At 71.5% G+C, this 13,478-nt stretch carries 13 protein-coding genes; 9 read left to right on the top strand and 4 right to left on the bottom strand.

Features of this window, described 5'->3' with window-relative positions:
• Window positions 1-18 precede the first annotated feature (18 nt).
• The 6 genes from V5P93_RS09920 (at window position 19) to pip (ending at window position 5,861) form a co-directional block, all read left to right on the top strand.
• On the top strand, window positions 19-1,482 hold the full coding sequence (locus V5P93_RS09920) for a DNA-3-methyladenine glycosylase 2 (protein ID WP_181043852.1): 1,464 nt from the start codon (window positions 19-21) through the stop codon (window positions 1,480-1,482).
• 20 nt (window positions 1,483-1,502) lie between these two features.
• Window positions 1,503-2,036, top strand: a complete 534-nt coding sequence (locus tag V5P93_RS09915) for a methylated-DNA--[protein]-cysteine S-methyltransferase (RefSeq protein ID WP_245931678.1) — start codon at window positions 1,503-1,505, stop codon at window positions 2,034-2,036.
• Window positions 2,037-2,224: 188 nt separating this feature from the next.
• Entirely contained in the window at window positions 2,225-2,410 is a 186-nt protein-coding gene (locus tag V5P93_RS09910; protein ID WP_104482576.1) for a transposase, read from the top strand.
• Window positions 2,411-2,591: 181 nt separating this feature from the next.
• Window positions 2,592-2,975, top strand: a complete 384-nt coding sequence (locus V5P93_RS09905; RefSeq protein WP_104482575.1) for an IS3 family transposase — start codon at window positions 2,592-2,594, stop codon at window positions 2,973-2,975.
• A gap of 665 nt (window positions 2,976-3,640) precedes the next feature.
• A complete protein-coding gene (locus tag V5P93_RS09900; protein WP_104482574.1) occupies window positions 3,641-4,732 on the top strand; it encodes a mechanosensitive ion channel family protein in 1,092 nt (363 codons plus the stop codon).
• Window positions 4,733-4,895: 163 nt separating this feature from the next.
• The gene (gene pip, locus V5P93_RS09895) at window positions 4,896-5,861 is read left to right on the top strand and encodes a prolyl aminopeptidase (protein ID WP_104482573.1); all 966 of its coding nucleotides are present in this window, start codon (window positions 4,896-4,898) and stop codon (window positions 5,859-5,861) included.
• Here pip and V5P93_RS09890 read toward each other — a convergent pair.
• Genes V5P93_RS09890 through V5P93_RS09880 form a run of 3 tightly spaced genes read right to left on the bottom strand, consistent with a single transcriptional unit; the run spans window position 5,848 to window position 8,496 of the window.
• Window positions 5,848-6,498 carry a response regulator transcription factor gene (locus V5P93_RS09890; RefSeq protein WP_104482572.1) on the bottom strand — a complete coding sequence of 217 codons (651 nt, stop codon included), beginning with the start codon at window positions 6,496-6,498 and terminating at the stop codon, window positions 5,848-5,850. The two genes, pip and V5P93_RS09890, sit on opposite strands and share 14 nt — an antisense overlap.
• 22 nt (window positions 6,499-6,520) lie before the next feature.
• Window positions 6,521-7,582: a sensor histidine kinase gene (locus V5P93_RS09885; protein ID WP_104482571.1), complete on the bottom strand. Its 1,062-nt coding sequence runs from the start codon at window positions 7,580-7,582 to the stop codon at window positions 6,521-6,523.
• On the bottom strand, window positions 7,579-8,496 hold the full coding sequence (locus tag V5P93_RS09880) for a hypothetical protein (protein ID WP_104482570.1): 918 nt from the start codon (window positions 8,494-8,496) through the stop codon (window positions 7,579-7,581). The genes V5P93_RS09885 and V5P93_RS09880 overlap by 4 nt, the downstream gene beginning before the upstream one ends.
• 262 nt (window positions 8,497-8,758) lie before the next feature.
• Between V5P93_RS09880 and V5P93_RS09875 the strand changes: the two genes are divergently transcribed.
• The 3 genes from V5P93_RS09875 to V5P93_RS09865 all read left to right on the top strand — a co-directional run bounded on the left by V5P93_RS09875 (window position 8,759) and on the right by V5P93_RS09865 (window position 12,001).
• Complete coding sequence (locus tag V5P93_RS09875) at window positions 8,759-10,093, top strand: glycoside hydrolase family 18 protein (protein ID WP_104482569.1); 1,335 nt, start codon at window positions 8,759-8,761, stop codon at window positions 10,091-10,093.
• A 163-nt stretch (window positions 10,094-10,256) separates the two neighbouring features.
• Window positions 10,257-11,612 carry an acyltransferase gene (locus V5P93_RS09870; RefSeq protein WP_104482568.1) on the top strand — a complete coding sequence of 452 codons (1,356 nt, stop codon included), beginning with the start codon at window positions 10,257-10,259 and terminating at the stop codon, window positions 11,610-11,612.
• Between the two features lie 77 nt (window positions 11,613-11,689).
• Window positions 11,690-12,001, top strand: coding sequence for a hypothetical protein (locus V5P93_RS09865; protein WP_104482567.1), 312 nt, complete (start codon window positions 11,690-11,692; stop codon window positions 11,999-12,001).
• Window positions 12,002-12,482: 481 nt separating this feature from the next.
• Here V5P93_RS09865 and ligD read toward each other — a convergent pair whose 3' ends face one another.
• Entirely contained in the window at window positions 12,483-13,445 is a 963-nt protein-coding gene (gene ligD / locus V5P93_RS09860) for a non-homologous end-joining DNA ligase (protein ID WP_104482566.1), read from the bottom strand.
• Between the last annotated feature and the right edge of the window lie 33 nt (window positions 13,446-13,478).

Here is a 13,478-nt window from a genome sequence, read left to right as displayed (position 1 = left end):
CCGGCGATGCTGGACGGCGTGCACTCCGACACCGAGGCCTGCGTCCGCGCCGTGCGGTCCCGCGACGCGCGGTTCGACGGCTGGTTCTTCACCGCCGTGGTGACCACGCGCGTCTACTGCAGGCCCAGTTGCCCGGTGGTGCCGCCCAAGCCGCGCAACATGCGCTTCTACCCGAGCGCGGCGGCGGCCCAGCAGGCCGGTTTCCGCGCGTGCAAGCGGTGCAGGCCGGACGCCACACCCGGGTCGCCGCAGTGGAACGAGCGCGCCGACCTGGTCGGCCGCGCCATGCGGCTGATCGCCGACGGGGTCGTGGACTCCGGAGGCGTGCCCGCGCTGGCCGCCCGGCTCGGCTACAGCGTCCGGCAGGTCGAGCGGGCGCTGCGCGCGGAACTCGGCGCGGGTCCGCTGGCCCTGGCCCGGGCGCAGCGCGCGCAGACCGCGCGGGTGCTGATCGAGACCAGCGCGCTGTCGATGTCGGACGTGGCCATGGCGGCCGGGTTCGGCAGCATCCGCGCGTTCAACGACACCGTGCGCGACGTGTTCGCGCTATCGCCGACGGAGCTGCGCAGGCGCGCGGCCAAACCCGTCGTCGACCGCCTCGGCGTGCTGACCGTGCGGCTGCCGTTCCGCGCGCCGCTGTGCCCGGACAACCTGTTCGGCCACCTCGCCGCCACGGCCGTCCCCGGGGTGGAGGAGTGGCGCGACGGCGCGTACCGGCGCACGCTGCGGCTCCCCGGCGGACCCGGCATCGTCAGCCTGCGCCCGCTGCCCGACCACATCCGCTGCGACCTGTCGCTGACCGACCTGCGGGACCTGTCGGTGGCGATCAGCCGGTGCAGGCGGATGCTCGACCTGGACGCCGACCCGGTCGCGGTGGACGAGGCCCTCTCCGCCGACCGGGTGCTGGCCCCACTGGTCGCCAAGAACCCGGGCAGGCGCGTCCCGCGCACCGTCGACGGCGCGGAGATGGCGGTGCGCGCGGTGCTGGGCCAGCAGGTCTCGACGAAAGCGGCCCGCACCCACGCGGGTCGGCTCGTGCAGGCGCACGGCGAGCCGGTCGTCGACCCCGTCGGCGGCCTGACGCACCTGTTCCCCAGCACCGAGGCCCTGGCCGACCTGGACCCCGAGTCGCTGGCGCTGCCGCGGTCCCGGCGCGCCACCCTGACCGGCCTGATCGCCGCCCTACCCACCATCGACCTGTCAGTGGGCGGCGACTGGGAATCGGCGCGCGCGGCGCTGGCGGCGTTGCCCGGCATCGGTCCGTGGACGGTGGACACCATCGCCATGCGCGCCCTCGGCGACCCGGACGCGTTCCTGCCCACCGACCTGGGCGTCCGCCTGGCCGCCGAGGGACTCGGACTCCCCGCCTCCCCCACCGCCCTCACCACCCACGCGACGGCGTGGCGCCCGTGGCGGGCGTACGCGGTCCAGTACCTGTGGGCCACCGGCGACCACCCCATCAACCTGCTGCCCGCGGGTTGAGCCCTCCCGAAAGGAAGTTCGTGCAGAGCGCACCCGCCCCGGTCACCTTCACCGACCGGGCCACCGGCCCCACCAGGTACACACTGGTCGAGTCCCCCATCGACGACCTGCTCCTGGTAGGCGACGGCGAGTCGATCACCGGCCTGTACACGACCCCGAGCCACCGCCACTTCACCGGTGTGGGCGCAGATTGGGTCACCGACACCGGCGGCCCGTTCCCCGAAGCCCGCCGCCAACTGGCCGCCTACTTCGCCGGGGAGCTGCGGGACTTCGACCTCCCCCTGGCCCCCACCGGCACCCCTTTCCAGCGCACGGTGTGGACCGCGCTGACCACCATCACGTGGGGCCACACCACCACCTACGGCGGCCTCGCCCACCAACTGGGCCGCCCCACCGCCTCGCGCGCGGTGGGCATGGCCAACGGCCGGAACCCGATCTCCATCATCGTCCCGTGCCACCGCGTCATCGGCACCAACGGCTCCCTCATCGGCTACGGCGGCGGCCTCCCCCGCAAACAGCACCTGCTCACCCTCGAGGGCACCTCCCTCATGTGACCCCACTCCACCCTCGCCCGATCCGCCCCCCTTGTGCACTAACCGCCGATCCCTCCCGTCCGGTTACCAAGTTGCCCACATCCACCCAACCCATCCACAGAGTTTCGCCACCCCCTCCCGGCTGCCCCATCGCCGATTGGAGTGCCATGGATTTCTCGGACGTCGGACCCAAGTAGAATAGGTCTTGGATGATCGGAAATGTCATGGTTCATCGTCGTCATCGTTTCTCGCCGGAGTTCAAGGACGAGGCCGTGAAATTGGTCGAGTCCAGGGTGTCTGTTGCGGAGGCGGCGTGCCAGTTGGGTCTGCTTGAGCAGACTCTGCGGAACTGGGTCGAGACGCGCCGTAAAACCAGGGTACGGTCGCTCCGTTGAGTGTGGACGAGCGTGCCCGGTTGCGGGAGTTGGAGCGGGAGAACCAGGAATTCCGCATGAAGAACGAGTTCCTGGGAAAAGCCGCGGCCTTCTTCGCCCGCGACTATCGTGACCGAGATCGACGAGTTCATCGACGGCGAACGAGGCAGATATCCCGTGACGGCGATGTGCGAATGGCTGGGTGTCACGCTCCGGCTTCCATGACTGGCGGTTGAGGCCGACATCGTTCACCGTCGAGCGTCGGGAATCGCTCAAGGGCGGGATCGAGACGGTGTTCGCCGAATCCCGACGCACCTACGGATACCGTCGTGTGCACGCGGCGTTGGCTCGTCAGGGTGTGGCCCGCAGGCCGGAGCTCGTACGGATGATGATGCGCGAGCTTCACCTGGCCCCGACCGGACGACGTCGCCGGCCGCTCACGACCGTGCCGGCACCCGACATCCACATCACGCCGGACCTCGTCCGCCGCGATTTCACCGCGGACCGTCCCGGGCACAAATCGGTCGGGGACATCACCTGTCCCCCCAGAGGAGGGCGGGGGCTGTCCTGGGTCCGGGCGGGGTGATCAAGAAGTCGACCAAGCCGGATACCGCCTCAGCCGCACCTTGCCGGGCCACCAAGCCCGCTCATGCGCACCCCGCCTGAAGGCGGCGCACCCCGCCAAGCCGCACTCGGGCCCACCCGCGACTTCCCCACCCGGCCAGGCCGAGCTCACCGGCCCCCGCCCAAGCCGCGCTCGCCCACCTACCTCAGCCGCCCCGGCAACCTCTCCCACCCCGCCAGGCCGAACCCACCGGCCCACTCAAGCGGCACTCCCCCACCCACCGCAGCCGCCCCGTAACTTCCCCCACCCCGCCAGGCCGAACCCGCCGGCCCTCGACGTCTGCCAGCCCGACCCCCACTGAACCCACCGCGCCCCCACCTTCTGCTCGATGGGTGTGGATTGTCTTTGTGTGGGGGACGAGCCTGCCAAGCTCGCCCGCGGGTGGGGTGGGCTTGCCCATCCCACCGCTCTTGCCCCACCGCAGGCTCGTAGGGGCCCCGCGCAAAGACGATTCACCCCATCGAGCAACGCTCGAAAAACTCGCACCCAGACCACGAGAGAACCCAACCCCGCTGGAACCGCACCAACCCGCCTCTCTCGTGTGAACCGACCCACGCTCACGTTCCGACCCCCGACACCCCCGGGTACGCCCCCATAGGGCAACAGCCAACCGAAGGGGACGCAGCGTGTCCGAGACGTGGGTCCGAATAGCCACCGCGATCGGCGCGTACGCGGTGTTCCTACTGGTCGAGTGGACGATCCGGCGCACGCTAAGCGGCCTCGGCCGGTCCGCCCTGCAAGCATCGCTCCGGGAGTGCACCCGCACCCCGCTCCGCTGGTTCGCCGCGATGATCGTGCTCCGGTTCGCCGTCGGCGGTGTCCTGCCCGGCCCGGCCGCGCACCTGCTCACCCTCGCCCTGATCGGCACCGGCGCCTGGCTGCTCGCGGGCATCCTCATCGCCGTCGAGCACTCCGTCCTCTCCCGCCTGCGGGTCGACGAGCGGGACAACCGCCACGCCCGCCGCATGCAAACCCAGATCACCCTCGTCCGCCGCGTCACCGTCGCCGCAGTAGCCGTAGTAGCCCTCGGCACCATGCTCATGACCTTCCCCGCGGCAAGAGCAGCGGGCACCAGCCTCCTGGCCTCCGCGGGCGTCATCGGCGCCATCGCCGCGTTCGCCGCCCAGTCGCTGCTCAGCAACGTCATCGCGGGCCTGCAGATCGCGTTCAGCGACGCCATCCGGCTGGACGACGTGGTCATCGCCGAGGGCGAGTGGGGACGCGTCGAGGACATCACCCTCACCTACCTCGTGGTGCACGTCTGGGACGACCGCAGGCTCGTCATCCCGACCGCGCACTTCATGGCCAGGCCCTTCGAGAACTGGACCCGCCGCGAGGCGGCGCTGCTGGGCACGGTCGAGCTCGACGTCGACTGGGCCATGCCGATCGAGCGGATGCGCGAGGAGCTCCGCCGGATGGTCGACGAGACCGACCTGTGGGACCGCCGCGTCTGCGTCCTCCAGGTGACCGAGGCCGTGCACAGCGTGGTCCGCGTCCGCGCCCTGGTCAGCGCCGTGGACGCGCCGACGCTGTTCGACCTGCGCTGCCTGGTGCGGGAGAAGCTGGTCGCGTGGATCAACGACAACCACCCGTACGCGGTCCCCCGGCTGCGCACCGAGCACGTCCGCCACATCCCGACCCAGGACGGCCACGGCGAACCCGACCGCCTCTTCGGCGACACCCCCGACGGCCGCCGCCGCTCCCACGCCTTCCAGTGACACGGCCTCGGCTCCGCCGAGGCGGCGAGATCGCCCTTCAGCCGATTTCTTCCCTCCCGGTTTCGCGCGGCCGGGGGCCGCGCGAAACCGCTCAGTCCAGAAACCGGCGCGATCCCGCGTGCACGTCTTCGTCGATCGGTGACCGGGCCCCTAAGTTCGACCCGTGACCTACGACCACGGTGAACCCCACGACCAAGGCCTGCTCGACGTCGGTCAAGGCAACCGCGTGCACTGGGAGGTCTCCGGCAACCCCGACGGCCTACCCGCACTGCTCGTGCACGGCGGCCCCGGCGCCGGCAGCAACCCCCGCAGCCGCGAGTTCTTCGACCCGGACCGCTACCGGCTGGTCTCCTTCGACCAGCGCGGCTGCGGGCGCAGCGAACCGCACGCCGCCGACCCGGACACCGACATGCGGCACAACACCACCCACCACCTCATCGCCGACGTGGAACTCCTGCGCGAACACCTCGGCATCGACCGCTGGCTGGTCGCGGGCGGCTCGTGGGGCTCGACACTGGCGCTGGCCTACGCCGAGCGCAACCCGCACCGGGTCCGCGCAATGGTGCTCTCCGGCGCCACCAACGCCCGCCGCGCCGACTTCGAGTGGATCACCGGCGGTGTCGGCCGGTTCTTCCCGGAGGCCCTGGCCCGCTTCCGCGCGGGCGCCCCCGACCTGGCCCCCGACGACACGAACGTCGCCGCCGCCTACTCGCGCCTGATGGAGGACCCCGACCAGGCCGTGCGCGACAAGGCCATCAGGGACTGGACGACCTGGGAGGACACGGTCGTCTCCCTCGAACCCAACGGCGACCCCCAGGCCTACAGCGGCCGACCGCCCCGCAACCTCGCCGCCATGGTCCGCACGGTCACCCACTACTGGGGCAACCACGCCTGGCTCGAAGAGGACGAGATCCTCCGCGACGCGCACAAGCTGCGCGGCATCCCCGGCACGATCCTGCACGGCCGCCACGACCTCGGCGGCCCGGTCAGCGTCGCCTGGGAACTGGTCCACGCCTGGCCGGACGCGGAGTTGGTCGTCGTCGAGGACTCCGGGCACACCGGCAGCGCCGAGTTCTTCCGCCGCAAGCGGGAGATCCTGGACCGCTACGCCGAACTCAGTCCGCGGTGACCAGCCCGCTGCGGTAGGCGATCACCACGGCCTGCGCCCGGTCCCGCGCGTCGACCTTGGCCAGCACCCGCTTGACGTGCGTCTTGGCCGTGGACTCGGCGATGACCAGCAACTCCGCGATCTCGGCGTTGGACAGCCCCTGCGCGACCAGCCGCAGCACCTGGGTCTCGCGGTCGGTCAGCCGGGCCAGCCGGGGGTCGTCGCCCGCGCCGGGGACACGGCGGACGAAGTGCTCGACGAGGTCGCGGGTGATCGCCGGGTCGAGCAGCGTGTCCCCGGCCGCCACCACCCGCACGGCGTCGATGAGCCGCTCCGGGCTGGCCCGCTTGAGCAGGAAGCCGCTGGCGCCCGCGCGCAGCGCGCCCCAGACGTACTCGTCGTGGCGGAAAGTGGTCAGCACCAGCACGCGGGCGTCGGGGCGGGCGGCGACCACGCGGCGGGTCGCCTCGACGCCGTCGACGCCGGGCATGCGGACGTCCATCAGCACGACGTCCGGGTTGAGCGTCGCGGCCAACTCCACCGCGCGCAGCCCGTCACCGGCCTCACCGGCGACCTCGATGTCCCCGGCGGCGCCGAGCACCACGCGGACCCCGGCGCGCAGCAGGGAGTCGTCGTCGGCGAGCAGTACGCGGATCACGGCGCGAACCCAATCACAGCGCTCACCCGAGCGGGAGGACGACCCGCAGCCGGAAGCCGCCTCCTTCACCGCCCCCGTGGACGACCGTGCCGCCGAGCACGGACACGCGTTCCCCGATACCGGTCAGCCCGCGCCCCGGCCGGTATCCGGACTCCGGTCCGCTGCCGTGGTCGTGGATCTCCACCACCACCCCGCACTCGTCCGCGGCGATCGCGACCGTCGCGGACCGCGCCTCGCCGTGGGTGAGGGCGTTGGTCAGCGCCTCCTGCACGATCCGGTACACCGCCTGCTCGACCGCGCCGGGCAGCGGCGGCGCCGTCACCCGCAGGTCGACCCGCATGCCCGCCTCCGTCATCCGCGCCACCAGCCGGTCCAGCCCGGCCTCGGGGACGTCCTGGCGCAGGCCGCCGAGCACCCGGTCGAGCTCGTCCAGCGCCTCCCGGCCGGTGCGCTCCACTCCGGACAGCAGTTCCCTGGCCTGGTCCGGATCGGAGTCGAGCACGAGCCTGCTCGCACCCGCCTGCACCAGCATCACGTTGACCGTGTGCCCGACGAGGTCGTGCAGCTCCCGGGCCATCCTGGCGCGTTCCTCGGCGACCGCGGCGCGGCGGGCCAGTTCCCGCTCGACCTCCTGCCGGTCCCGGCTGCGCGCGCCCACGTAACCCAGTGCCCAGCCGAGCAACCACGTGAACACCGTGCCCGCCGCGGCGGGCGCGGGCACCGGGTCGGCGACGAAGTAGGCGAGGATCCCGGGGAGCAGGATCACCGGTCCCCACAACGCCCGGCGCGGCGCCGCGTGCAGGCCGACACTGTAGAGACCCAGCAGGTTTGCGTAGGGCGCAACGGGATTCGCCGTCGCGAGCAGGCTCTGCGCGATCAACCCCAGCGACCCCAGCAGGTAGCCCGCGACGGGCGTGCGCCTGCGCAGCGCCACGCCCGCCGCGACCACCGCGCTGAGCCCGATCGCCCGCCACGACCACGGGTCCACCACCACCATGGCGGCGAACGCCAGCACCGCGACGGACCCGTCGACCGCCGACCCTGCTCGGCGGTCGACCGACCGGATCCACTCGCGCGCTCTCACCCCACCACCTCACCCGACCTCACCGGCCCACGTCCAGCCCGCTCACCCGGCTCGGCGCGCGGCAGTGCCCGCAGGTAGGCGTAGCCGATGAGGGCGACGCCCGCGACACCGAGCACGGCCAGCGGCAGGACGGGGTCCGTCCACGCGCGACCCGCGTACGCGGTCAGCGTGATCGAGGTGAACGCGGCGGTGTAGCCGATCGCGGCCACGGCCACGACCCCGGTCCGCTTGCGCGCCGCCACGGCGCTGCCGTCGAGCAGGATGGCGAGCACACCCAGGACCTGGATGCCGTGGATGCCCGCGGCGTGGGCGAACTTCGCCGCGCCGTCCGCGCCGAAGGTGAGGTCGTAGGGCACGTGCCCGGTCGCGGCGACCACCGCGTCGCCCTCGGCGATCAGGTCGCTGCCGATGTACCCGGCCACGAGCAGGCCGCCCAGGCCCACCAGCGCGGCGATCCGCGCGTGGCCGGGGCCGCGGAAGTCGACCGCGGTCCACACCGCCAGCAGCACCATGCCCAGGACGATCAGCACGACCGTCATCCCCATGACGCTGAACATGTTGTCGTCGAACTCGGTCGCGGCGTTGAAGTGCGACGGCACCCCGCGCCAGCGCTGCGTGGTGATCACGCCGACCTCGAGCACCGAGCTGAGCCCCAGCAGCCCGGCCAGCGCGCCGCGCCAGACCCGCTTGGGCAGGTGCCGCAGCACCCACACCGCCGACCAGCAGAACGCCCCGAACGACACCGCGAAGACCACCGGCTTGCGCCAGGTCACCGGACCGACCCACGGCCCGCCGTCGACCAGCGCGACCACCCCGTGGAACCCCGCCGACGCCAGCAGCAGCGTCCCGCAGCACCACAGCAGCCACTGCGCCGCGCCGGCCGGGCGCATCGCCGCCCACACCTGCCGAACCATCCCTACCCCCTCTTGAGCACCGATAGGGGCAAAGGTAGGGATTCCGGCTTGCCCGCTCGTCCCTCCGACGAGGTCGCCGGGCATACCCCGACGGGGGTACCGCACCCTGAAAGACCTCTCAGGGTCCACAGTGGATCACCCGGATAGCGCCCGAATTGCGCCGTTCGGGCGTAGATGTGGTTTAGACCTCCGCCTAGTTTGGTCCAGACCAGAGGGTCACCGCCGGGAGGCGGCGACATGTCCCACCTCCAGAGGGAGAACTATGTCGGCTAGGAAATGGCGGGCGGCCACGCTGCTCACCGGGCTGGTCGCCGCCGCGGCGACCGTGGCCGTGCCGCCCGCGCAGGCGCACCAGCCCGACCGCGGCCACGGGCACGACCACGGCTCGCAGGTGCGGACCGTCGGCTACTTCATCCAGTGGGGGATCTACGCCCGCGACTACCACGCGGCCAACCTGGTCACCAGCGGCACCGCGGCGCGGCTCACCCACCTCAACTACGCGTTCGGCTCGCTCGACGAGCAGGGCAACTGCGTCAGCGCCGACGCGTGGGCGGACTTCCAGCGCCCGGTCCCGGCCGAGCAGAGCGTGGACGGCGTCGCCGACGTGGCCGGTCAGCCGGTGTCGGGCAACCTGAACCAGCTGCGCAAGCTGAAGGTCAAGTACCCCAACCTGAAGGTGCACATCTCGCTCGGCGGTTGGTCGGGTTCGAAGTACTTCTCCAACGCGGCCCTGACCCCGCAGTCGCGCGCCAACCACGTCAAGTCCTGCCTCGACGGCTGGCTCAAGGGCACCATCGCGGGCACCGACGCCAACGGCAAGGGCCTGGCCGCGGGCATCATCGACGGCGTCGACCTGGACTGGGAGTGGCCCGCGAGCACCGCGGGTGCCCCGGGCAACGTCGTGCGCCCCGAGGACAAGGTGAACTTCACCGCCCTGGTGAAGGAGTACCGCACGCAGCTCGACAAGTTCCCCGGTCGGCACAAGCCGGAGCTGACCGCGTACCTGCCCGCGAACTCCCGCGAGATCGACAAGGGCTTCGAGGTCTCGAAGGTCTTCAAGTACCTGGACTTCGGCACGGTGCAGGGCTACGACCTGCACGGCGCCTGGGACCTGGAGACCAACCAGCAGTCCGCGCTGCGCACCCCGAAGGGCGACCCGACGCCCGCGCCGGGCTACAGCACCGAGGTCACCATCGACAGCTACCTGTCGCGTGGCGCCCCGCGCAACAAGCTCGTGCTCGGCGTGCCGTTCTTCGGGCGCGGCTGGACCGGCGTCACCAACGCCAACCGCGGTCTGTTCCAGAAGGCCACGGCGGCCGCTCCCGGCAAGTGGGAAGCGGGCGGCGAGGACTACAAGGAGCTCAAGGCCAAGGTCGGCAAGGACGGTTTCAAGATCTACCGCGACGACCGCGCGGGTTTCTCGTGGATCTTCAACGGCACCACGTTCTGGACCTACGACGACCCGACCGAGATGCGGCGCAAGGCCCGCTACATCAAGGACCGCTGCCTCGGCGGCGCGATGATCTGGTCGCTCGACGCGGACACCGCCGACGGTGAGCTGATCAAGTCGCTGCACCGGGAGCTCACGTCCCGTTAGGACGGTCACTCCGGTGGCACGGGGCCCGGGCGGATTTCCGCCCGGGCCCCCGCTTTTGGCTGCGAATGGAGTCTTCTCCGCCCGTCCGCCCTGGCTTACGGTGACGCCAACCAGCAGGGAAAGGACTAGTCATGGCCCCGATCTCCCCCGAACGGACCAGCGGATGAGCGGCTGGCCGGAACTGCGCTCGAGCCGGACCGTCCGCGCGGGGCACGCCCCCGGCACGGTGATCAGGTGCGGGGTGACCGACACGGTCATCGCCGACGTGCCGGTGTCGGTGGTGTTTTTCTACCAGCGCGCGCTTTCCGCGGAACGCCTGGCGGACGGCCTTTCCACGGCCCTGGCCGCGGTACCCGCCTTCGCGGGCAGGCTGCGCACGGTCGGCGACCAACTGGAGATCGTCTGCGACGACTCGGGTGTGCCGTTCGAGACCTACGACGTGGACGACACGCTGCCCAAGGCGATCGGCCGGGTGACCCTGCCGGGTGGCGGGTTCGTCGACCACGTGCAGGCCAACGCCGCGCGGGTCGGCGGGCTGCCGCTGCTGACCGTGCGGTTGACCCTGCTCTCCGACGGCAGCAGCGCCCTGGGGTGCTCGTTCCACCACTCGGTGGGCGACCTGGCGAGCTTCATGCTGCTGGTGCGCGCCTGGTCCGCGGCCGTCGAGTCGACCACCGCGCCGGAGATCACCCAGCTGACCGACCCGGACGCGTTCCTCGACGCCTCGCTGCCCGCGGCGGACTCGGGCACCCCGGGGTTCCGCCTGCCGACCACCGAAGACGCCAAGCGCTTGGCCACCGAGTTCGAGTCCGCGGTGCGCGCCAACCGCACGGTGCAGGTGTACTTCACCGACGAGGAGGTCAGCCGCCTGCGGGCGGAGACCAGCGCGGCGGCGGGCCGGAGCCTGTCGGCCAACGACGTGCTGTGCGCCCACCTGGCCCACACCCTCCGCGCCCTCGACGGCGACACCGAGGAGCCGAGGTCGATGGCGCTGCCGGTGAACGTCCGCCGGTTCCTGGGGATCGAGCCGGGGGTGGTGGGCAACCTGGTCAGCGAGATCTTCCTGACCACCCCGCCCGCGGCGACCGCGGCCGAGATCGCGACCCGCATCCGCGAGGCCGTCGAGGAGTTCCCCACCGCCCACCTCAAGCTGCGCGCCAACCGCGCCTTCCTGGAGTCGATCGGCCGCGACCGCCTCAACGAGTGCATCCCCTGCGGCTTCGACCCGGAACGCAAAACCCTGACCATCACCAACTGGAGCCGCTTCGGCATCTACGACGTCGCGTTCGAGGGCGCCCGCCCGGCGTTCTTCAGCCCGACGTCGAACCTGCAACTCCCCTGGGTCGCCTGGCTGGTGGAAGGCTTCCACGGCAGCGGAACCCTCCTCACCATCGCCGTCCCAGCCCGCCTCGCCACCACCCTGCGCGGAGCGGTGGGCCGAGCGGCCCTGCACCCGCACCGGCGGGAGGACGACCCGGCGCTACCCGAACTGGTGACATCGGTACGCAAGTTGGCCTAGCGTTCGAACACGTGTTCGAACGCTGTGGTAGTATCGGTGGTGTGGAAGGGGAATCCAGGGGACGCACGAGGGACACCGTGGCCAGGTACTACCAGCCCTGGCCCACGCCGGTCCAGGCCGCGCACTACACCGAACCGGGCACCCTGCCCGCGATAGGCCAGTGGGTGACCTCCCTGCGCCAACAGGGGCGGGTCGCACCCCAGGTCTCGTTCACCATCGACGGAGGCGAACCCCCGGTCGGCGTGCTGACGAACGGAGCCGTCCACCACGCCCTGGTCCAGACCGAGTTCCTGGTCTACGACCGAGAAGGCTTGCACGTGTTGGACGCGCATACGTTCTGGCGCCACTACTACGACCCGTTCCCGCCGGATCGGGAGTGGACCCAGTAGCTCCGACCCACCGCCCCGCCCGCCCCCTCGGCAGGCGGGGTGGTGCCATGTCCTGACCCCTTCGAGAGTTGTCCACAGGCTTGATCGTCTTCGGCCGGAACTGTCGGTGCGCGCCGGTAGAATTGATACCGGGGGGCGGAGGCACAATGCCACTAACTTACGGAGCATCGTTGCAGGTCAACGGCATCTTGAGGGTGCCGTGCGAGAGGCGGGCGGCACGTGCGACGACGCCCTGCGGCACACCATAGTTCCATGGCCCGCATTGGGGCATCGAGCGAACACGCAACCCACTGTCGCAAGTGGACTTGATCCGAGTGTGCCAGAGGTCGATCGCCAATCGCTTAGACCGATACTGGCCAGCGAAAACGCGCTAAGTTAGTGGCATTGGGGCGGAGGCATGCCCCACCCCAAACCCACCCGAGCCGAGCCGAGCCGAGCCGAGCCGAGCCGAGCCGAGCCGAGCCGAGCCGAGCCGAGAAGGCTACTCCGTCCCCTCCGCCTGCCGCGCCGCCTTCGCCTTGCGCCGCTTGCCCTCGTGCATCGCCTGCACCCGCGCCACCGGAATCGTCCGCCCCTCCGCCACCAGATCCTCCGGCAGCACCTGCGGCTCAGGCATCGACTCCGCCCAAGGATCCCCGTCCCCCAACCGCTCCACCGCCGTCCGCAGCGTGAAGTCCCCCGGCCGCACGCTCTCCAGCTCCCCCCACCGAACCGGGAACGACACCGGCGTCCCCGGCCGGATCCGTGGGCTGTACGCCGCCACCAACGTCGCGCCATAAGCCCGAGTGGAGTCCAGGAACACCTTCCCGCCCCGGTCATCGATGATGTACGCCGTGGTCGCCAACGCCGGGTCCAGCCGCTCCGTCCGGACCGCCACCGCCCGCGTCGCCGCCGCCATGTCGTCCATGGACGCTTCCGCGACCGGTACCAGCACGTGCAGTCCCTTGGCGCCGCTCGTCTTCACCGCCGCGGCCAGCCCGTCGGCGGCCAGTGCCTGCCGCACCAGCAGGGCGGCCGCCACCACCGCGGCGAAGTCCGCGCCCTCCGGTGGGTCCAGGTCGAGCACCAGGTGGGTCGGCGCCGGGGAACCGAGTCGCCACAGGGGGACGTGGTACTCGACCGCGCGCTGGTTGGCGAACCACAGCAGGGTCCGGCGGTCGTCGCACACGGCGTAGGAGATGTCGCGCTTGGAGGTCTCCGCCCACATGGTCTCCGTGCGCACCCAGTCCGGGGTGTACTTCGGCACGTTCTTCTGCATGAACCGCCCCTGTCCCGGGCGGATCCGCACCACCGACAGCGGTCGGTCCCGCAGCCCGGGGAGCACGCGGGTGTGTACCGCGTCCAGGTAGTCGACGAGGTCGCGCTTGGTGGCGGACGCGTCGTCGAACAGGGGCTGGTCGAGGTTGGTCAGTGACACCGAGTCGCGGACCTCGTCGCTGCTCACCCGGCGAACTCTGCCACACGGGTGAGCGGCACG

Source organism: Actinokineospora auranticolor (genome assembly GCF_041897805.1).
GTDB classification, from domain to species: Bacteria; Actinomycetota; Actinomycetes; order Mycobacteriales; family Pseudonocardiaceae; genus Actinokineospora; species Actinokineospora auranticolor.
This window is presented reverse-complemented; position numbering and strand designations above follow the sequence as displayed.